Source organism: Bartonella sp. AP88HLJMH, assembly GCF_042195605.1.
GTDB lineage: Bacteria > Pseudomonadota > Alphaproteobacteria > Rhizobiales > Rhizobiaceae > Bartonella.
Map to the genome: position 1 here is coordinate 62,409 of NZ_JBHIOR010000005.1, position 19,840 is coordinate 82,248.

The following is a 19,840-nucleotide window of genomic DNA, read 5'->3' on the forward strand; positions in this document are numbered from 1 at the left end:
ATATCCCCTCTGCTCCTAAAAGAGCTCACATACCCCATTTGCTCTGAAAAATAATAAACTGTTAAATATAAAGTGCATCCATTAACTTCTGTAATCGCTATTGATCATAACGTACTCTTTTGTTAAATCGCAAGACCAAACCGTCGCCGTACTCTTACCCAAACCGATATCAACACGAATCGTGATGTGCTTACCTTGCATATAAGTACCTATTGTCTCTTCACAATACTCAGGATCTCGTACGCCATTCACGGCCACACGATGCTCACCAAACCAAATCGTCAATAGATCACGATCGACTTCAACACCGGCCTTCCCAACTGCCATAACGACCCGCCCCCAATTCGCATCTTCACCGGCAATAGCCGTTTTTACGAGCGGTGAATTTGCAATTGATAAAGCAATAGTTTTAGCTGCATTATTTGTTGTAGCACCTACCACATTAACCTCAATTAAATGACGAGCACCTTCACCATCACAAACAACTTGTAGTGCAAGTTCATGCAGAAGTGCACTCAATTGTTTCACAAAAACCCCATAACGCGGATCAGATTTACTTGTAAGACATGGAAAATGTTCTTTTCCTGTCGCAAACAACATAAGCGTATCTGAAGTTGAGGTATCGCTATCAACAGTAATTGAATTGAAAGAACCCTCAACTGCCTCTGATAACATGGATTGGAGTGCATCCGAAGAAATGGTAGCATCACTAACCACAAATGACAGCATTGTCGCCATATCGGGTGCAATCATACCAGCACCTTTTGCAATTCCATTAATGGTAACACGCTCTCCCCCACAGTCAAAAGTGCGCGTCGCAAGTTTTGGAAATGTGTCCGTTGTCATTATGGCTTTTGCAGCTTCCAACCAATTTCCCTCTTCTGCTGTCTCTGTCATACTTGGTAAAAGATTGACAATACCCGATGCATCCATTGGCTCACCAATAACACCCGTAGAAGCTATAAAAATTTCATCTTCTCTAACCTTTAAAGCGTTCGCTGCTGCACAAATAATTGCATCGGTAGTGTGCTTTCCTTTGCTTCCTGTAAAAGCATTTGCATTTCCAGAATTCACAACAACACCCCTCGCAACCCCATGAGGAAGCGATGCACGACAATGCTCTACAGGAGCAGATGGGCATTTTGAACGAGTAAAAACACCGGCCACACTCACTGGCTTATCGAATATGATGAAAAGAAGATCTGTACGATCTTTATATTTAATCCCAGCTTCAGCTGTTGCTATCCGTACACCAGATAATGGAGAAAGCTCTTGGATCTTTTGAGGCGACAAAGGAGAGATTTTCAAAACCACAATATGCTTTCTATAAAAAAATGAAATGATTGCAGATCAATAACCTCTCATAGAAAACTGCTAGGCTTTTTGAACAAAACTAACCTAGCAAATTATCTATTAAAGAGGCTATCTACTTATTTTTACTAGCTATTCCGTATCTTCTTCATCAGATGTCTCATCGGGAAGTAGCGTCCCATTTTGATGAAGCGATTCCATGATTTTTGTAACATTAGGATCAGGGTATTTCACATCTATCTTGCTACGCAAATCAACAATCAGTTCTTGATAGCGCTTTTTTATCAGCTGTGTCCGCAACATCTCTTTAACATCATCAAATGCAGGCGGTTGTTTTACACGACGATCTTCTAATTTAATAATATGCCAACCAAAAGGACTTTCAACGGGTTGTTTTGTGTATTCGCCAACTTTCAAACCAAATGCGGCATCTTCAAAAGGCTTGACCATTTGACCATGGCTAAAATAACCAAGATCACCCCCAACGGCAGCAGAACCATCTGTTGAACTTTTCTTTGCAATCTCTTCAAAATTTTCGCCTTTATTTAAATGCTTAATGATAGCTTCTGCTTCTTTTCTCGTTTTGACCAAAATATGACGCGCTTTAACCTCATCCTCTTTAGGTAAAGCAGCAACTTCTTGCTTATAAAGAGCTTCCAAATCAGTATCCGATATTTTATCAACAATCGCCTGTTTAAAATAAAGCTGTTGAAGAACATTGTCACGCATGACTGCCATACGTTTATCGTAAGCTTCTGTCTTATCAAGACCTTTGCTTCTTGCTGCTTTTGCGAGGGCCTGCATATCTAAATAAGCTTTTAGAACCATCATACGGCGTTGTTCATCAGGAAAACGTGCTAAATTAGGATTTATTTCAAGCGCTAAATCATCCAATTGGCCTGCTGTAATATTTTTCCCATCAATAACCGCCATAACATGAGAAGGAGAAACGGCTTTTTCAGAAGCTTTCTCTAAAGTCTTTAAATCACTCGACGATGAATTCAAACCTTCTTGAGCACTCACCCCTAAACTTGTACTTGCCAATAAAGTTGATGCTAAAAAAAGCGTGATAAAGTTAAATTTCATAAATATACTCCTTAAAAATGAAGGCAGGTTCAAGATTCCAATTTTCTTTACCATAACACTTTAATCTTTAAACATAGAGAAATAAATTAGTAATTTTATTTTAAAAAAGTATAAAATTATCCTTTTATCTCAGTTTCTCCAATCCTATCTAATGCAGATGAAAAACATGATAATAGAGAAAAATGACATATTGTATCTTAAATTACTTTGTATTGTATCAGTTAAATAGCATACTTAAAGTTGACATAAAGCGCTTAGCCTCTTATCTCTACTTTACAATTAGAGTGAAAAATTGCACACCAGCAAGTATAATGGTACCATCTGCATTTCATGATGTCACTAATGATATCAGATAATTTGAAGAAAATGTAGAGTATGGGGAGAGCGTATGAATTACCCAACAAGAGTGACAACAATTAAAAGAAAGGGCCAGAGATGGTCAGTTTAGGTGTTTTTGCCCGTAAGTTTTTTGGTTCAGCTCATGAGCGACATCTCAAAGCACTCCGCCAAAAAGTTGCACAAATTAATGCTTTGGAAGAACAATTCGTAAAATTAAGTGATGAGCAGCTTTGCCAAAAAACAGATGCCTTTCGTAAACGTCTTAGTGAAGGTGAAAGTGTTGATTTGCTCTTACCAGAAGCTTTCGCGACTGTTCGTGAAGCCGCAAAACGTGTTTATGACATGCGTCCTTTTGACGTACAACTTATTGGTGGAATGGTCCTTCACGACTGCGGCATAGCTGAAATGCGTACTGGTGAAGGTAAAACATTAATGGCAACTCTACCAATTTATCTCAATGCATTGGAAGGTAAAGGCGTTCATGTTGTGACAGTAAACGATTATCTCGCCAGTCGTGATGCTGAAACAATGGGGAAAATTTTTAGTTTTCTAGGGCTTACAACAGGCGTGATTCTTCATGATCTTGATAGTGATGCCCGCCGAGAAGCCTATGCATGCGACATCACCTATGCCACAAATAATGAACTAGGTTTTGATTATTTGCGTGATAATATGGCCTTCGATCATAGTCAAATGGTCCAACGTGGACATCATTACGCAATTGTTGATGAAGTTGATTCGATTCTTATTGATGAAGCCCGTACCCCCCTTATTATTTCTGGTCCTCTAGAAGATCGTACTGACTTCTATAACCTTATTGATACATTTATTCCTGCCTTAACTCCAGAAGACTATGAAATAGACGAAAAACAAAAAACAACGACCTTTACCGAAGTTGGTACTGAAAAAATTGAAAAAATGCTCGAACAAGCTGGGCATCTTAAAGGTGAGAGTCTTTATGACATAGAAAATGTCGCTATCGTTCATCATGTCAATAATGCTCTAAAAGCTCATAAACTGTTTGCTCGCGATAAAGATTACATTGTTCGCAATGATGAAATCGTTATTATTGACGAATTTACAGGGCGAATGATGCCTGGGCGGCGTTATTCTGAAGGACTTCATCAAGCGTTAGAAGCTAAAGAGCATGTTGCTATTCAACCAGAAAACCAGACACTTGCTTCCATCACTTTCCAAAATTACTTCCGTATGTATAGGAAATTATCTGGCATGACTGGAACTGCAACAACAGAAGCCGAAGAATTCAGAAATATTTATGGTCTTGACGTTGTCGAAATCCCTACAAATTTGCCAATACAACGTATTGATGAAGATGATGAGATTTATCGAACAGCAGAAGAGAAATATCGGGCAATTGTGCGTGATATCCGTCAAGCGCACGAAAAAGAACAGCCCATTCTTGTTGGAACAACCTCTATTGAAAAGTCAGAACAATTGGCAGAGCGTTTGCGAAAAGAAGGCATTACCGATTTTAGAGTCTTAAATGCTCGCTATCACGAACAAGAAGCATATATCATTGCGCAAGCAGGCGTTCCTAGAGCTCTCACCATTGCAACCAACATGGCAGGACGCGGTACGGATATACAGCTTGGTGGTAATGTTGAAATGCGCATCCGACAAGAGTTACAGGATATCCCCGAAGGTCCAGAGCGAACAGCTAAAATTGAAGAAATAAAAAAAGATGTTCAGAAGCTTAAAGAAAAAGCTTTAGCGGCTGGAGGGCTTTACGTTATCGCTACTGAACGTCATGAAAGCCGTCGTATTGATAACCAGCTTCGTGGACGTTCTGGTCGCCAAGGCGATCCTGGGCGCTCAAAATTCTTTCTCTCTCTTCAAGATGATCTTATGCGTATCTTTGGCTCTAACCGTATGGATGGTATGCTGCAAAAACTTGGATTGAAAGAAAATGAAGCTATTATCCACCCATGGATTAATAAGGCCCTTGAAAAAGCACAAAAAAAGGTCGAAGCACGGAACTTTGAAATTCGTAAAAATCTGCTAAAATATGATGATGTCATGAATGATCAACGCAAGGTTATTTTTGAACAGCGTATGGAGGTCATGAACGCAGATGATTTATCAGAAATGATCCTTGAAATGCGCAATGAAGTCGTAGAGGATCTCGTAGAGGCTTATATTCCTTCAGGGACATATTCTGAAAAATGGGATGCAAAAACTCTTGAAGAAGAGCTTCAACAACTCTTTAATCTTGAGCTTCCAGTGGAAGAATGGGCAAAAGAAGATGGAATTGCCGAGGAGCAAATTCTAGAGCGTGTATCAGATGCTGTTACAAAACTTGAAAATGAGCGTACTGAACGATATTCTCCAGAAGTTATGGCTTATTTTCACAAAGCAGTATTGCTCGAAACTATTGACACGTTATGGCGTGAACATCTGGTGAGTTTAGACCATTTGCGTTCTGTTGTTGGTTTTCGTGGTTATGCGCAGCGGGATCCGCTCAATGAATATAAGACAGAATCATTTGAACTCTTTCAAAGTATGTTGAGAAATTTGCGCCGAATTGTCACTTCTAAGCTTATGCGCTTTGAAATCATTCAACACCCCACAGAACCGACCATGCCTGAGCAAACTGATGCTGCTTCTTCTGTCTTTAATGATCAAAGTCAAGAAAATGCTCCCACCTTATGGGCACGATCACAAGAAAATAGATTTGTTAATCCACAAGATCGTGACCCTAACGATATAACCACATGGGGAAAAGTTGGACGTAATGAGCGTTGTCCTTGCGGTTCAGAGAAAAAATACAAACACTGTCATGGAGCCTTTGTTTGAAAAGCAAACTATGCAAATGAATAAAAAGCGAAATTATGAGCAAGAATTGCGCACAGCTGGTTTAAGAGTAACACGTCAACGACGAGTTATTCTTGATATTTTGACTGATACAAATGATCATCCTAATGCATTTGAAATTTTTCAGCGTGCAAACAAAATAGATTCGAATATTTCACTCTCAACTGTTTATCGAACCATGAAAATATTAGAAGGAAATGGAACAATTCATCGCCATAGCTTTAGTGGTGGTCCATCTCGTTTTGAGCAAGCAGATGGGCAACATCATGATCATCTCATTGATATAGAAACAGGACAAGTTATCGAGTTTCATTCTGATGTTATTGAAAAGCTGCAAGAGGAAATTGCAAAATCCCTTGGCTATGATATTATTCATCACCGCCTTGAACTTTACGGAAAAAAAAACTCTTAAAAAAGTAATCATATATCATTAGATAAAATACCTCAGGCAAATCAAATTTTATAAAAATTTACCTTTAAAATATAATAGTTTTCATTGGCAAAAAAAAAGAATTGCTTTATTACCCCTCTTTGTATGATGCTATACGGTAATTCATTGCCAATATTATAACAAACAATCATTGCAACAAAATATTATAAAAATTGTATTATGAAAAATTAGGCCAATATTATCATGGTTTCCTTGCCACAAGATCGTATGAGACAGCTTGAAAAGCGCTTTGAAATAATTGAAAGCCAAATGACGACGAATCCAAATGCTGAAACATATGTCAAATTAGCTTCTGAATATGCAGAACTACAACCCGTTATTGCCTCTATACGCGCATTAAATGCTCTTTACGAAGAGATTACAGAATTAGAAACGATTATCAACGATAAACAAACAGATATAGAGATGCGTAATCTTGCCCAAGAAGAGCTACCATCGTTATATAAAAAAGTAGAGCAATTTGAAAAAGAACTCCAAATTCTGCTTTTGCCTAAAGATGTTGCTGATGAAAAAAACGCTATTGTTGAAATTCGAGCAGGAACGGGCGGATCAGAAGCAGCACTTTTTTCCGGTGATCTTTTCCGCATGTATGAACGTTATGCCCATGCTCACCATTGGAAAGTAGAAATTATTTCACTTAGTGAGGGGGAAGTTGGCGGATATAAAGAGATTATTGCTACCATTTCAGGAAAAGGTGTCTTTTCTAAATTGAAATATGAATCAGGGGTTCATCGTGTGCAACGCATCCCTGAAACAGAGACAGGTGGACGTATCCATACATCTGCTGCTACCGTTGCTGTGCTTCCAGAAGCTGAAGATATTGATATTGATATTCGTCCTGAAGATATTCGTATCGACACAATGCGTGCATCCGGAGCAGGAGGACAGCATGTTAATACAACGGATTCAGCTGTTCGTATCACGCATATTCCAACAGGAATTATGGTCGTACAAGCAGAAAAATCACAACATCAAAACCGAGCAAGAGCCCTTCAAATTTTACGGGCACGCTTATTCGATATCGAACGACAAAAAGCGGAAAGTGAACGTTCAGCTTCTCGTAAAAGCCAAGTTGGTTCTGGTGATCGCTCAGAGCGTATTCGTACCTATAATTTTCCACAAGGACGTGTCACGGATCACCGTATTAATCTAACCTTGTATAAGCTTGATCGCATTCTAGAGGGAGATCTTGATGAGCTTCTTCATGCACTCATCTCAGATCATCAAACAAGACTGCTGATGGAAATGGATAATAATTGAGCAAATATTCTTTCAAGAATGTTATCCAACAAATGCAAGAAAAATTGCGCACGAAAGGGATTGCTGAAGCCGATCTCGATGCGAAAATACTCATTGAATGGATAACAGGAATAAATGCTGCTGAAAGAGTTTCTAAACCAGATATGCATCTATCTTCTGAGCATATTATACAAATAGAACAGGCTTTACAACGGCGTATTGCAGGCGAACCCGTTTACCGTATTATAGGAGCACGAGAATTTTATGGTATATCTTTTACATTATCTCAAGAGACGTTAGAACCACGCCCTGATACAGAAACGCTGATAGATCTTGTTCTCCCTTTTCTCCAAAAACAGATCGAAAATTCGAGAAGAACAACATTCCTTGATATGGGAACAGGAAGTGGCGCCATTGCCATTGCCATTCTTAAACAAATTCCCCAATCCTATGCAGTCGCTGTCGATATTTCTGAAGATGCCCTTAAAACAGCGACAAAAAATGCAAAAAATGCTGAAGTAGCACACCGCTTCACACCCCTTCTTAGCGACTGGTTTGATTCTGTCACAGATCGCTTTGATTTTATTGTTTCCAATCCACCTTATATCCCCGCAAAAGATATCAAAAAACTTGCAAAAGAAGTGCGCTTACATGATCCATTGCGCGCTCTTGTCGGTGGAAAAGATGGTCTTGATTTTTATCGAAAGCTCGCCCATGAAGCAGCCAACTACTTAAAAGAAAACGGCACTATCGCTGTTGAAATTGGTTACTCTCAAGAAAAAGAAGTTTGCAATTTGTTTGAAACAAATGGCTTCCAATGTTTAGAAATGCGCAAAGACCTCAGTGGAATACCCCGCGCACTTCTATTTGCATGCAAACATTAAAATTCCCAATCATCATCCGTGGTAGCAACCGCCTTGCCAATGACATAAGAAGAACCTGCCCCTGAAAAAAAGTCATGATTTTCGTCAGAGTTTGGTGATAAAGCTGCCAAAATAGCGGGATTAACACGACAAACCTCAGGGGGGAAAAGAGCTTCAAAACCTAAATTCATTAAAGCCTTGTTAGCGTTATAATGAAGAAAAATTTTAACATCTTCTGTCAATCCAAGCGCATCATAAAGATCTTCAGTATATTTGCACTCGATGTTATAAAGATCAAAGAGCAGGTTAAAAGCAAAATCTTTAATTTCTTGTCTTTTGGCTTCATCAAGCTTTGCAAAGCCCAATTGGAATTTATAACCTATATAATAACCATGGACTGCTTCATCACGAATGATTAGTCGAATGAGGTCTGCTGTATTGGTCAACTTAGCGCGACTGGCCCAATACATGGGCAAATAAAAACCAGAATAAAATAAAAAGCTTTCCAGCAAAGTCGAAGCAATTTTTTTCTTAAGTGGATCATTTGCTTCATAACGCTCAAGTACTAATCTAGCCTTTTTCTGCAAATGAATATTTTCTTCTGACCATCTAAACGCATCATCAACTTCTACCGTCGAACAAAGGGTTGAAAAAATAGAGGAATAAGAACGTGCATGAACCGCTTCCATGAAGGCAATATTCGTCAAAACTGCCTCCTCATGCTCTGTTATCGCATCAGCCAGAAGCGAAATGGCTCCTACAGTGTTTTGAATTGTATCAAGAAGCGTTAGTCCTGTAAAAACACGAATCGTTAGCTTGCGTTCTTCATCCGTTAAGCTTGACCATGAGGGAATGTCATTGGAAAGTGGAACCTTCTCAGGTAACCAAAAATTCCCAGTTAAGCGGTTCCATACTTCAAGATCTTTCTCATCATGTAATCTATTCCAATTAACAGCGCACACAACAGGATTTTTGGTTGTAATCTTTGTCATATGATGATCTCCTATAAACTGCACGAAACACAGCCATCAACTTCTGTTCCACTCAATGCTACTTGCCGTAATCGTACATAGTAAATACTCTTGATACCCTTTTTCCAAGCATAAATTTGTGCGCGGTTAATATCACGTGTGGTCGCTGTATCAGGAAAAAATAATGTTAATGAAAGACCTTGATCAACATGCTGTGTTGCCGCAGCATAGGTATCTATAATTTTTTCAGGGCCAATCTCATAAGCATCTTGGTAAAAATTCAAATTCGTATTATCCATATAAGGAGCAGGATAATAAACGCGCCCAATTTTTCCCTCTTTGCGAATTTCGATTTTTGAAGCAATCGGATGAATAGAGGAAGTGGCATGATTAATATAGGAGATAGATCCCGTGGGAGGAACTGCCTGTAGATTGCGATTATAAAGCCCGTACTCAACAACTAAATCCTTGAGTTCCTGCCAATCCTTTTGACTTGGAATAACAATATTGTTCCGCTCAAAAAGCTCTTGCACAAGCGCAAATTGCGGTTTCCATTCTCTTTCAATATATTTCTCGAAAAAACGTCCATCTGCATAAGCTGATTTTTCAAACCCTGCAAACATTTCTTGACGTTCGCGCGCAATTAAATTGGAAGCACGTATGGCGTGATATGTCACAATATAAAAATAGATATTGGTAAAATCAATCGCTTCTGGAGACCCATAATAGATCTGCTCACGCGCTAGAAACCCATGCAAATTCATTTGTCCCAAACCAATCGCATGACTTTCAGCATTGCCTTTCGCAATGGAAGGCACACAATCAATATTGCTCATATCCGAAACAGCAGTCAGAGCGCGAACAGCAGATTCCACGGTCTGTCCAAAATCAGGACTTTCCATTGCTTTGGCAATATTCATGGATCCAAGATTACAGGATATATCACTTCCAATCGTGCGATAAGTTAAATCTGTCTCCAGTTCACTCGCCTCACTCACCTGCAAAATTTCTGAACATAAATTGCTCATACTTATGCGCCCAGCTATCGGATTCGATCGATTAGCAGTATCCTCAAATAAAATATAGGGATAACCCGACTCAAATTGAATTTCCGCTAATGTCTGGAAAAAAACGCGTGCACTTATTTTCTTTTTACGAATCTTTGCATTATCAACAAAAGAACGATAATGCTCCGTTAAAGAAATATCGCTAAAGGGCTTACCTGTCACACGCTCGATGTCATACGATGAGAAGAGATACATATCCTCATTATTCCGTGCAAGCTCAAAAGTAATATCAGGAATAACGACACCAAGCGAAAGCGTTTTAATTCTAACTTTTTCATCAGCATTTTCACGCTTTGTATCCAAAAACTTCATAATATCTAAATGATGAGCATGCAAATAAACAGCTCCAGCCCCCTGTCGTGCCCCAAGCTGATTGGCGTAAGAAAAAGAATCTTCCAAGAGTTTCATCACCGGTAAAACACCTGAGGACTGATTTTCTATTTGCTTAATTGGTGCCCCTGCTTCCCGCAAATTCGTTAAACAAAGCGCCACACCTCCACCACGTTTTGAAAGCTGCAAAGCCGAATTAACCGAACGACCTATCGATTCCATATTATCTTCAACACGTAGCAAAAAACACGAAACCAATTCACCTCGTTGTTTTTTCCCAGCATTTAAAAATGTTGGTGTTGCCGGTTGAAAACGTCCTGTAATAATTTCATCCACAAAACTTTCAGCAAGAGCTTTATTCCCTTGTGCCAAATATAAAGCTACAAGACAAACGCGATCTTCATAACGTTCAAGATAACGTTTCCCATCAAAAGTCTTCAGTGTATAGCTGGTATAATACTTAAATGCGCCTAAAAAGGTAGGAAAACGAAATTTAAATGCATAAGCACGTTTAAAAAGCTTTTTAATAAAAGAAAAATCATAAAGCTCAAATAAAGCTTTTTCATAATAACCTTCCTCTATTAAGTAATCTATTTTTTCCTTCAGGTTATGAAAAAAAACTGTATTTTGATTAACATGCTGAAGAAAATATTGCCGCGCAGCAAGCCGATCCATATCAAATTGAATATGACCATTTTCATCATAAAGATTAAGCATTGCATTCAACGCATGATAATCAGTAATCTGATCCGATTTCTGCGATTGTCCTATACCAATTGTTTCCAAAATCTTTCCAATCCCTTTTTTACATAAATAACGTCTTCATCAGTTCCACGCAGCTCAAAACGATAAAGGCAAGGTACACAACATTTTTCAGCAATAATTTTACTTGCTAGATTATAATAGCGACCAAAATTACGATTCCCACCGCCAATAACACCACAAATTAATTTTCGGTTCTCAGCTTCATTAAGAAACTGGACAACGGCTTTCGGCACGGCCCCTCTTCCTTCACCATCTGCATATGTAGGAACAACCAATACATAAGGTTCACCAACCAATGCAGAAGGCTTTCTTTTATCAATTTTGAAGAGTCGTTGCCCAAGCTGCGAGACAAAATGTTCTGTATTACCCGTTGCACTCGAATAATAAACAATAAGCCCCATTAAGCACAAAGACCACTAATCATATCTGGTCTAAAACCAGACCAATGATTTTCACCACAAACAACGACAGGAACCTGACGATACCCCAGAGATTGAACAAAACTGTATGCTTGTTCATCACAGGAAATATCAACAACACGATAATGAATGCCTTTTGCATCAAAAGCGCGGCGTGTAGCATCACATTGGACACAAGATGGTTTGCTATAAATAGTGATCGACATTTTCTTCAACTTTCACAATTCCAAACAATCAACCCTGAAAGGTCAATCTAATAATTTTATAGATACTCAAGAATAACAAAAAATAGAAATTGTACGCAAAACATGTGGTTATTTTCAAATAATACACAGCTTCCTGAACATAACAGAATTCCTCATCAAATAACTTCAAAAACTATGATGAGAATAAGCGATTATTCTACAACTTAAATGGCAAAGCCCCCTAGTTATAAAACAATCTTTTGCTTGCATTACAATTCCCTCCTGCTGTCTAAAAAACTAATGTTCTAAACTACCGTTTTTCAAGAGCTCTGTTTGCTCTTTTACGGCAAAAATCAATTACAAAAACGAAAGGAAATCCTTCCAAAAGAGACCCTTCAGTAAAAATACTGCTATACCTTTGGCCAATAAACTCTTTACAATAATGGAAATAACTTAGATACCAAACGAAACACACTAACACCCTCTCTTGTGCTTATTTAGAATCACCAATCATTTTGATACTATATATAGTATATACTCTCTCTCTTTCGTCAAGGTGAATTCAATTATTATTTTTAATTTTCCACGATCTTCCCACTAAAATTTTCAGTACTCAAAACTATGTAATAATATAACATTTTGTTGACAAACGTTATATTATTACATAGTTTCCAAAATAATAAGCAACGATGGTAAAAAATATGGATCTGCACTTCAATAAAACAACATTAGGCTATAGGAATAGAATAGCAATAAAGAACTTTTCAGCAAAGTTAAAAGCTGGTTCATTGGTTGCAATAACAGGTGATAATGGCGCTGGAAAATCGACACTGCTAAAAGCCATCGCCGGATTGATTAAACCTCTTAAAGGAAAAATTACAAAACCAAAAAAAAGCCGCATTGCTTATCTTGCTCAGCAATGTAATATAGATCAAACATTTCCAATTGATGTGAAAACGCTTGTAAAAACAGGACTGTGGTCTTTTTGTGGATTATGGAAGAATCAGCGCCCTTATGATTCTAAGATTCAAAATGCTCTTAAAATGGTTGGGCTTACAGAACTCGCACCCCGTTCGCTTGAAACATTATCAGGCGGGCAATTACAACGCGCTCTTTTTGCACGTATCATTGTACAAGATGCCAATATTATTTTACTTGATGAACCTTTCAATGGTGTAGATCATAATACCCAAAAAGACCTTCTTTCTCTGATCACATACTGGCAACAGCAAGGACGCACAATTCTCACCGCACTCCATAACCCTCTCATCGTGCAAGAATTTTTCCCCCAAATGATTCAAATTGATCAACAAAACGCCTTTTATGGAGAAACAACACAGTTTTTAAACAACACCCTTCATCACGTTATGCCACCTCTCACATCCAATTCTTTCCCTATTAGCGCACAAAAACAAAATCTTCTCATCAATGATCCTCTCTTTCTTAGGTTATAAGACGTGTATGCATTTTTTCTTGCCCCCTTTGTTGATTTCCAATTTATGCAAAACGCCCTTATCGGTTCTATTTTTCTGTCTATTAGCGCTTGTCCTGTTGGTGTGTTTTTGATGCTCCGAGGAATGAGCTTGACAGGAGATGCTATCTCTCATGCCATTCTTCCTGGTGTTGCAATTGCTTTTCTGATTTGTGGCTTTTCCCTCATATCTATGACACTTGGTGGTATCTTCGCTGGTCTTATTGTTGCTTTAGCAACCATTTTGATTTCACGAAACAGCTTTCAGAAAGAAGATGCATCCATGACCGTCTTTTATCTTATTGCACTCGCGGCAGGTGTTATTATTATCTCACTGAAAGACTCAACAATTGAGCTGCTTCATCTCTTATTCGGATCGGTTCTTGCACTTGATGCACAAGCCCTTTGGTTAATCACTACTATAATGCTGATTACACTCTGCAGCCTTTGTATTTTTTGGCGTGCACTCGTTTTAGAAAGCTTTGACCCCCTCTTTTTTAAATCACTCTCTCCATTGAGTAAATATATTCATATTTCATTGCTTGGACTTGTGGTGCTGAATCTGGTTGGAGGCTTTCAATCACTAGGAACATTACTTTCCGTTGGTATTATGATGATTCCAGCCATTACAGCCCGTTTTTGGTTTTCACGGCTAGGCCCTATTTGCGCGCTTTCCACTCTTTTTGGAATCATTTCTAGCGTATGTGGTCTCCTGCTTTCTTTTCATCTTTCACTTCCCTCCGGCCCTGCTATCATCATTGCCGCAGGATTTATTTATCTTGTTTCCTGTTTGATAAGTCCACGTGGCTTTATTGTAACATGGTTTCCCCACCTCTTTTATACCTCCTCACTTTAAGGAAAAAAATGTGCCTAAGTTTGCTCAAAAATTTGTTCTTCTTGGAGCTTTATTGCTTGCCCTTTCTCCATTTTCTGCTTCTGCACACAATAAAATCAAAGTTGTTGCGAGCTTTTCTATTCTCGCAGATCTCGTAAAAAATGTAGGAGACAACCATATCTCTATGACCACTTTTGTAGGTCCCAATGCGAATACTCACACTTATGAACCTACCCCCCATGATGCTCAGGCTCTTAGAAATGCTCAAATTATTTTCATCAACGGGCTTCATTTAGAAGGATTTATTGATCGCCTCATTACAGCAAGTGGTACAAAAGCACTTCTTGTCGAAGTTAGCGCTAACATTCCCTCCCTCAAAATGAAAAATCAAGAACATAATGCCCATCACCACCACAGCGTTATTGATCCACACGCTTGGCAAACAATTCCCAATGTCAAAATCTATGTGAAGAATATCGCTGCTGCTTTTTGTAAAATCGATCCACAATCCTGTACCAGCTACAAAAAAAATGCCGAAACCTACATCCAAAAACTTAAAATAGCACAAGATACCCTGAAAACAAAAATTGCTACCATTCCTAAAGATAAACGTATCATTATCACATCTCATGATGCCTTTGGCTATTTTGCCAAGGAATATGGTTTTACTATCCTTGCCCCTCAAAGTGCTTCAACAGAAACTGAAGCAACCGCAGCCGATGTTGCTAAACTTATAAAACAAATTAAAGCGAATAAAGCAACTGCCCTATTCGTTGAAAATATCTCTAATCCCCGTCTCATAAAACAGATTGCAAAAGAAACAGGCTTAACAATTGGTGGAACACTTTATTCTGATGCATTGTCAAACAAAAATGGCCCTGCAGCAACTTATCTCGATATGATGGAACATAATGTGAATACCATCATTGATGCTATCACAAAACATTAAGATCTTCTATAAAAGAGATAAAAAAGAGTTCATAAAATCGTAAGTCTATGATTATGTTACTAATGATGCCCCAACAGCTATAATTGATAACATTGATATGAAATAAAGTTACTTTTACAGAGAAATTTATACTCTATAGATTCTAAGATAGATAAAGTAAGTGGATTTATTGCCTCATGGTGCCCAAACTGTCAGCAGTAGCATTCTATTTTTCAATGCTTCTTTTACAATAACTCTCGACACTTGAAACGATTCATAAGAAGAATTTGGTGTCTCTTTCTTAAAGTATTTTTATCTATCCAACTTCTTTATAACATGCAAGTAGAATTAGTGTATGAATAAAAACCACTTGAAGAAAAAATGCCTCTTATGAAGAGTCTCAACACAATAATTGTTGCAATGTTTGAGACTGAAAGAGAGTATGATAATGGCCCCAGCTTGCATTTTTATAAGCATAAAGATGGCGATACACAATGGATTTTATGTTATACTACTTATAAACGACTGCGTGAAAAAATAGTTGGAACAACCTTGCAAAATATTTTTTAAAAAAAGTGCGTAAATTGGCAACCCAACAGCCTTCTGTTTAGGTATTCTGTTTTGTATGAGAGATGCAATTTTATTCAAAGAATGTAAAAAAATGTGTTCGGCAATGCTTAATCGCCATTATGTAAGAGACATTGGCTTAGATGTTTTTGAAAATTGCAATGCTAAATTAAAAGATGATGCTAAAGATAAAATCTATTTTTTATTTGATGCTTTCATATTCTGCCTAAATTAAGCTGTCTCCTCATTTTAGAAATTACACAAGCAGATAAACTTATTCTACTCTGGCATACAAAAACTGAATACAACACCGAACCGTCTTCATATTTTTCTCAAACATACTGCTGTATAAAGTTTAGGTTGATTTATAAGCAACAAAAAGCACGCGCTTTATAAGAAAGTAATATCATAAAACCATTAATAGACTGGCAATATATTGAAAAAATATACCAGCTTTTATAAAATGCTTTGTAAAACAATAATATAATTGTCTTTGTCTCTGCTGATTCTTATAGATGTTCGCATCGATCCCTTATGTTATATTCATAAAGATCTGTTTGAGGATGATCTACAGGCAATTTTTAACTCAAGAATATAGAAAAGATCGATGAGATGTTACAGATGTGTTTCATCTGCTTTTATCGCTAAAAGTAATGAAAATTCTAAAACAAGCACGCCTTCTATCTCTCAGTGATTTTTTGCAACTTATCAGATACCCTTGCTGAGAATTGCATAGTGATTTACATGAGAAAAAATAAACTTGCAGCATGCGCGCATAGGTTTCTCTCTAATTTATGTGATTGGTAAAAAAAAACAAATGCTTCTTATAGGAGCTCTGAAACTATTTTAGATCATATGGCCAGCGGTAAAATAGAATGCGCCTATTCTCGTAGAGATTATTTAGAACAGCGTCGTATTTTGTGCATCAAATAGACTTCTTATGTTAGGGATCAAAGCTCAGATATGGGGCGCATCCTTCCTTATCTGTAACTCATTTTTTCTCTCTATTTCTCTCATTTGCTTTTATAATACACATAAATTATTACATCAAGAAACATATTATAATATGTTGTTTTTTATAACAAAATTATAAATGAGTAAAAATATGGTTAATAAAGATTTATTCTATATTGATATTTTTTTATAATGAAAATGATGTTTGAAAATTATATTCTTCTTACAGACCGTGAAAATGCAAAATTTCTTCATATAAATGTTTTGACATTCTCAGCGCTATGGGACAATAGATCATTACCAAAACTGTTAAAATTTTGTTTTTAATCCCATCGGTTACAACCTGAGTTTGTAAATGTAATTGAGCAAGTCAAAACACACCATTATCATGACGCAGCATAAAAGAGAGTCGTATCACATCAATTAATGCTTACTTATTATTTGTGCGCTTTCCTGTGTTTTTATTAAAAGTATGAAAATTCTGATGAGCAACAGTGAAACTTAGTTTTTGACCATAGTCGTGTGTCAAGCGTTCTTTTATTTCAATCGTAAAGATGATACCATTCCAACGCGTTAAAACATGGCAACCTGTTCCAATAAGCTTGATAAGCTCAATTTTTGTGTGAAAGACAGGCCCTTTATCTGGATGTTCGCCCAATAAGATTATTTCAGGTCTGAATGCTAAAAGATCAGTTTCTTCACCATAAGAAAATGAATGCCCTAAATGTTGTTCTAAGACATAGCGATCAAGAAAATTCATAGGAGGAGAACCAATAAAATCAGCAACAAATGTTGTTGCTGGAGTATCGTAAATTTCCATTGGTGTTCCAATTTGCTCGATAGCTCCTTTATTCAAAACGACTATTCTATCAGCTAATGTCATAGCTTCTAGTTGATCATGGGTAACATAGAGGCTCGTTGTTCCTAATGAACGCTGTAGTGTTTTTATTTCAATACACATTTGCGCCCGTAATTTTGCATCAAGATTTGAAAGAGGTTCATCAAAGAGAAAAACACGGGGTTGACGTACAATCACACGCCCCATTGCAACACGCTGACGTTGTCCTCCTGATAATTGTCGTGGTTTACGATCAAGAAATGGTTCTATCTCCAAAAGCTTTGCAGCATGTGCGATACGTTTTTTAATTTCTTCTTTAGGAGTTTTACGATTTTTAAGACCATATTCTAAATTTCCACGAACTGTCATATGGGGATAAAGGGCATAATTTTGAAAAACCATAGCGATATCACGATCAGCTGGTTCACGATCATTGATACATTCGTTATCAATGCATAATTCACCTGAGGTAACTTGTTCAAGTCCTGCTATAATACGTAATAAGGTCGATTTTCCGCACCCTGAAGGACCGACAAGAACAAGAAGTTCTTTATCGGCAACAGTTAAGTTTAAATCATCAATGACCAGAATGCCGTTGTCATACTGTTTTTTTATATTTGATAACTGGATTATGGCCACAATTACTTCTCCGTTTCAATAAGGCCTTTGATAAAAAGCCGCTGCATGAAGATAACAACAAGAACAGGGGGAACCATGGCAACAACCGATACTGCCATGAGTATATTCCATTGAGGATCATGTTGAAGTGATTCGACAATAAGCTGTTTTAAAATAATAAGGATCGTTTGATGATTTTGATCCGTTGTGATGATAAGAGGCCAGAGATATTGTATCCATCCATAAATGAACATAATGATAAATAAAGCAGCAATATTGCTTTTACTAAGAGGAAGAAGAATATCCTTAAAAAATTTAACTGGACCTGCACCATCAACACGTGCCGCCTCTAAGAGTTCATCTGGAACAGTCAAAAAAAACTGGCGAAATAAAAATGTAGCGGTCGCAGATGCAATAAGTGGAATAATCATTCCACTATAGGTGTTGACCATCCCCAATTTTGCAACAATCTCATAGGTTGGAAGAATACGAACTTCGACAGGGAGCATCAATGTAACAAAAATAAGAACAAAAGCAGTTTTTCGGAAGGGAAAGCGCATGTAAATAATTGCATAAGCAGACAAAAGTGAAATAATAATTTTTCCAACGCTAATCCCAAGAGCCATAATGAATGAATTCATTAAGAGTGGCCAGAGGTTGGGCAAACCCAGCTGTGCAAGGCCATCACCAAAGATTGTTTTATAATTTTCCAGAGCATATTTCCCAGGCAAAAGAGGAAGTGTTCCTGAGTTAAATGCTGCTGAACTATGAGTTGATGCAATGATAGCAACATAAACTGGAAAGCAAATAATGATAATACCAACAATGAGAATAATATGGGTTAGAAATTTCAAAACAGGGCGATTTTCAACCATAATTTGTTTCCTAATATTGTACACGGCGCTCAATCCAGCGAAACTGGATAAACGTTAAGACAATAACCATCAACATCAATATTGTTGATTGTGCAGCTGATGCACCGATTATTTGATTTCTAAAGCCATCGTCATATACTTTATAGACGAGGATGCTCGTTGCACGCGCAGGACCTCCAGAAGTTGTATTATCAATAATACCAAAAGTATCAAACATAACATAATTAACATTGACAATAAGAAGGAAAAACGTCGTTGGTGAAATTTGCGGGAAAACCACTGTCCAAAATCGTTTAAAGGGACCAGCACCATCAATGGCGGCTGCTTCTATTTGAGAACGCGGAACAGACTGAAGACCTGTAAGAAAAAAGAGAAAATTGTAAGAAATTTGTTTCCAACTAGCCGCAATGACAATAAGAATCATTGCTTGAGTGCCATTAATACGATAATTCCATAGCACCCCTATTTTCTCGAGAAAAAAAGGGATAATTCCGATGGTAGGATGAAAGATAAACAGCCACAATATACCTGCCAATACTGGAGCAACAGCATAGGGCCAGAGCAAAAGCATTGTATAAGCCTTTTTTGCACGTATGACACGATCAACACAGACAGCTAAGAGAAGTGATATTGTCATTGAAGCGACAGTAACTGAGATGGAAAATACTGCGGTTGTAAAAAGCGATTGCCGATAAGTAGGATCAGAAAGAACGGTTAGATAATTCTCAAAACCAATAAAGGTTGTTGTAAAGCCAAAAGGGTCTTCACGCTCAAAAGATGATTTTATTGCTTGAGCAGCAGGCCAAAAGAAAAACAAAAAAGTCACAAGAAGCTGAGGAAAAAGCAGTCCGTAAGAAAGTAGACTATTTTTAAAATATGCATGTTTTTCTTGCATT

16 protein-coding genes are annotated in these 19,840 nt (G+C 37.6%); 7 read left to right on the forward strand and 9 right to left on the reverse strand.

Translation table 11 applies throughout. The features are described 5' to 3' along the window. Positions 1-81 precede the first annotated feature (81 nt). Entirely contained in the window at positions 82-1,314 is a 1,233-nt protein-coding gene (argJ, locus tag ACFIMA_RS03890; protein WP_375627653.1) for a bifunctional glutamate N-acetyltransferase/amino-acid acetyltransferase ArgJ, read from the reverse strand. A 129-nt stretch (positions 1,315-1,443) separates the two neighbouring features. Next, positions 1,444-2,397: a peptidylprolyl isomerase gene (locus tag ACFIMA_RS03895; protein ID WP_375611828.1), complete on the reverse strand. Its 954-nt coding sequence runs from the start codon at positions 2,395-2,397 to the stop codon at positions 1,444-1,446. A 435-nt stretch (positions 2,398-2,832) separates the two neighbouring features. Here ACFIMA_RS03895 and secA point away from each other — a divergent pair, with 435 nt between their 5' ends. The 4 genes from secA (at position 2,833) to prmC (ending at position 8,142) form a co-directional block, all read left to right on the forward strand. Beyond that, a complete protein-coding gene (secA, locus tag ACFIMA_RS03900; protein ID WP_375652498.1) occupies positions 2,833-5,550 on the forward strand; it encodes a preprotein translocase subunit SecA in 2,718 nt (905 codons plus the stop codon). Further along, the gene (locus ACFIMA_RS03905; protein WP_375611830.1) at positions 5,489-5,980 is read left to right on the forward strand and encodes a Fur family transcriptional regulator; all 492 of its coding nucleotides are present in this window, start codon (positions 5,489-5,491) and stop codon (positions 5,978-5,980) included. The genes secA and ACFIMA_RS03905 overlap by 62 nt, the downstream gene beginning before the upstream one ends. A 222-nt stretch (positions 5,981-6,202) precedes the next feature. Continuing rightward, on the forward strand, positions 6,203-7,279 hold the full coding sequence (gene prfA / locus ACFIMA_RS03910) for a peptide chain release factor 1 (protein WP_375632281.1): 1,077 nt from the start codon (positions 6,203-6,205) through the stop codon (positions 7,277-7,279). Continuing rightward, positions 7,276-8,142, forward strand: coding sequence for a peptide chain release factor N(5)-glutamine methyltransferase (gene prmC, locus ACFIMA_RS03915; protein WP_375632280.1), 867 nt, complete (start codon positions 7,276-7,278; stop codon positions 8,140-8,142). The genes prfA and prmC overlap by 4 nt, the downstream gene beginning before the upstream one ends. On the opposite strand, the gene nrdF is transcribed toward prmC, so the two are convergent. The 4 genes from nrdF to nrdH are packed head-to-tail and all read right to left on the reverse strand — an operon-like array spanning position 8,139 to position 11,879. Continuing rightward, positions 8,139-9,113: a class 1b ribonucleoside-diphosphate reductase subunit beta gene (gene nrdF, locus ACFIMA_RS03920; RefSeq protein ID WP_273722534.1), complete on the reverse strand. Its 975-nt coding sequence runs from the start codon at positions 9,111-9,113 to the stop codon at positions 8,139-8,141. The genes prmC and nrdF overlap by 4 nt on opposite strands. An 11-nt stretch (positions 9,114-9,124) precedes the next feature. Then, positions 9,125-11,275 (reverse strand): class 1b ribonucleoside-diphosphate reductase subunit alpha, encoded by a 2,151-nt coding sequence (nrdE, locus tag ACFIMA_RS03925; RefSeq protein ID WP_375666086.1) that lies wholly within the window; start codon positions 11,273-11,275, stop codon positions 9,125-9,127. Continuing rightward, complete coding sequence (gene nrdI / locus ACFIMA_RS03930; RefSeq protein ID WP_375613294.1) at positions 11,257-11,655, reverse strand: class Ib ribonucleoside-diphosphate reductase assembly flavoprotein NrdI; 399 nt, start codon at positions 11,653-11,655, stop codon at positions 11,257-11,259. Before nrdI ends, nrdE begins: the two co-directional genes overlap by 19 nt. Further along, positions 11,655-11,879, reverse strand: coding sequence for a glutaredoxin-like protein NrdH (nrdH, locus tag ACFIMA_RS03935; RefSeq protein WP_005774163.1), 225 nt, complete (start codon positions 11,877-11,879; stop codon positions 11,655-11,657). The genes nrdI and nrdH overlap by 1 nt, the downstream gene beginning before the upstream one ends. 680 nt (positions 11,880-12,559) lie before the next feature. Between nrdH and ACFIMA_RS03940 the strand changes: the two genes are divergently transcribed. Genes ACFIMA_RS03940 through ACFIMA_RS03950 form a run of 3 tightly spaced genes read left to right on the forward strand, consistent with a single transcriptional unit; the run spans position 12,560 to position 15,113 of the window. After that, positions 12,560-13,312: an ABC transporter ATP-binding protein gene (locus ACFIMA_RS03940; protein ID WP_375677938.1), complete on the forward strand. Its 753-nt coding sequence runs from the start codon at positions 12,560-12,562 to the stop codon at positions 13,310-13,312. 3 nt (positions 13,313-13,315) lie between these two features. Next, positions 13,316-14,185 carry a metal ABC transporter permease gene (locus tag ACFIMA_RS03945; RefSeq protein WP_375613292.1) on the forward strand — a complete coding sequence of 290 codons (870 nt, stop codon included), beginning with the start codon at positions 13,316-13,318 and terminating at the stop codon, positions 14,183-14,185. Between the two features lie 10 nt (positions 14,186-14,195). Next, positions 14,196-15,113, forward strand: a complete 918-nt coding sequence (locus ACFIMA_RS03950; RefSeq protein ID WP_375613291.1) for a metal ABC transporter solute-binding protein, Zn/Mn family — start codon at positions 14,196-14,198, stop codon at positions 15,111-15,113. A gap of 1,930 nt (positions 15,114-17,043) precedes the next feature. On the opposite strand, the gene ACFIMA_RS03955 is transcribed toward ACFIMA_RS03950, so the two are convergent. From ACFIMA_RS03955 to ugpA, 3 genes are read right to left on the reverse strand one after another with little or no spacing between them, the layout of a single operon-like run. Then, on the reverse strand, positions 17,044-18,090 hold the full coding sequence (locus tag ACFIMA_RS03955; protein ID WP_375613290.1) for a sn-glycerol-3-phosphate import ATP-binding protein UgpC: 1,047 nt from the start codon (positions 18,088-18,090) through the stop codon (positions 17,044-17,046). 2 nt (positions 18,091-18,092) lie between these two features. After that, a complete protein-coding gene (gene ugpE / locus ACFIMA_RS03960) occupies positions 18,093-18,944 on the reverse strand; it encodes a sn-glycerol-3-phosphate ABC transporter permease UgpE (RefSeq protein WP_375613289.1) in 852 nt (283 codons plus the stop codon). A 10-nt stretch (positions 18,945-18,954) separates the two neighbouring features. After that, on the reverse strand, positions 18,955-19,839 hold the full coding sequence (gene ugpA, locus ACFIMA_RS03965; protein ID WP_375627662.1) for a sn-glycerol-3-phosphate ABC transporter permease UgpA: 885 nt from the start codon (positions 19,837-19,839) through the stop codon (positions 18,955-18,957). Position 19,840: the final 1 nt, after the last annotated feature.

Bases quoted from the DNA above. Each gene is read 5' to 3' on its own strand.
- nrdH (WP_005774163.1), bottom strand. From the start codon at position 11,879: ATGTCGATCACTATTTATAGCAAACCATCTTGTGTCCAATGTGATGCT.
- secA (WP_375652498.1), top strand. From the start codon at position 2,833: ATGGTCAGTTTAGGTGTTTTTGCCCGTAAGTTTTTTGGTTCAGCTCAT.
- prfA (WP_375632281.1), top strand. From the start codon at position 6,203: ATGGTTTCCTTGCCACAAGATCGTATGAGACAGCTTGAAAAGCGCTTT.
- ACFIMA_RS03940 (WP_375677938.1), top strand. From the start codon at position 12,560: ATGGATCTGCACTTCAATAAAACAACATTAGGCTATAGGAATAGAATA.
- ACFIMA_RS03895 (WP_375611828.1), bottom strand. From the start codon at position 2,397: ATGAAATTTAACTTTATCACGCTTTTTTTAGCATCAACTTTATTGGCA.
- ugpE (WP_375613289.1), bottom strand. From the start codon at position 18,944: ATGGTTGAAAATCGCCCTGTTTTGAAATTTCTAACCCATATTATTCTC.
- nrdF (WP_273722534.1), bottom strand. From the start codon at position 9,113: ATGACAAAGATTACAACCAAAAATCCTGTTGTGTGCGCTGTTAATTGG.
- nrdI (WP_375613294.1), bottom strand. From the start codon at position 11,655: ATGGGGCTTATTGTTTATTATTCGAGTGCAACGGGTAATACAGAACAT.
- ACFIMA_RS03905 (WP_375611830.1), top strand. From the start codon at position 5,489: ATGAGCGTTGTCCTTGCGGTTCAGAGAAAAAATACAAACACTGTCATG.
- ugpA (WP_375627662.1), bottom strand. From the start codon at position 19,839: ATGCAAGAAAAACATGCATATTTTAAAAATAGTCTACTTTCTTACGGA.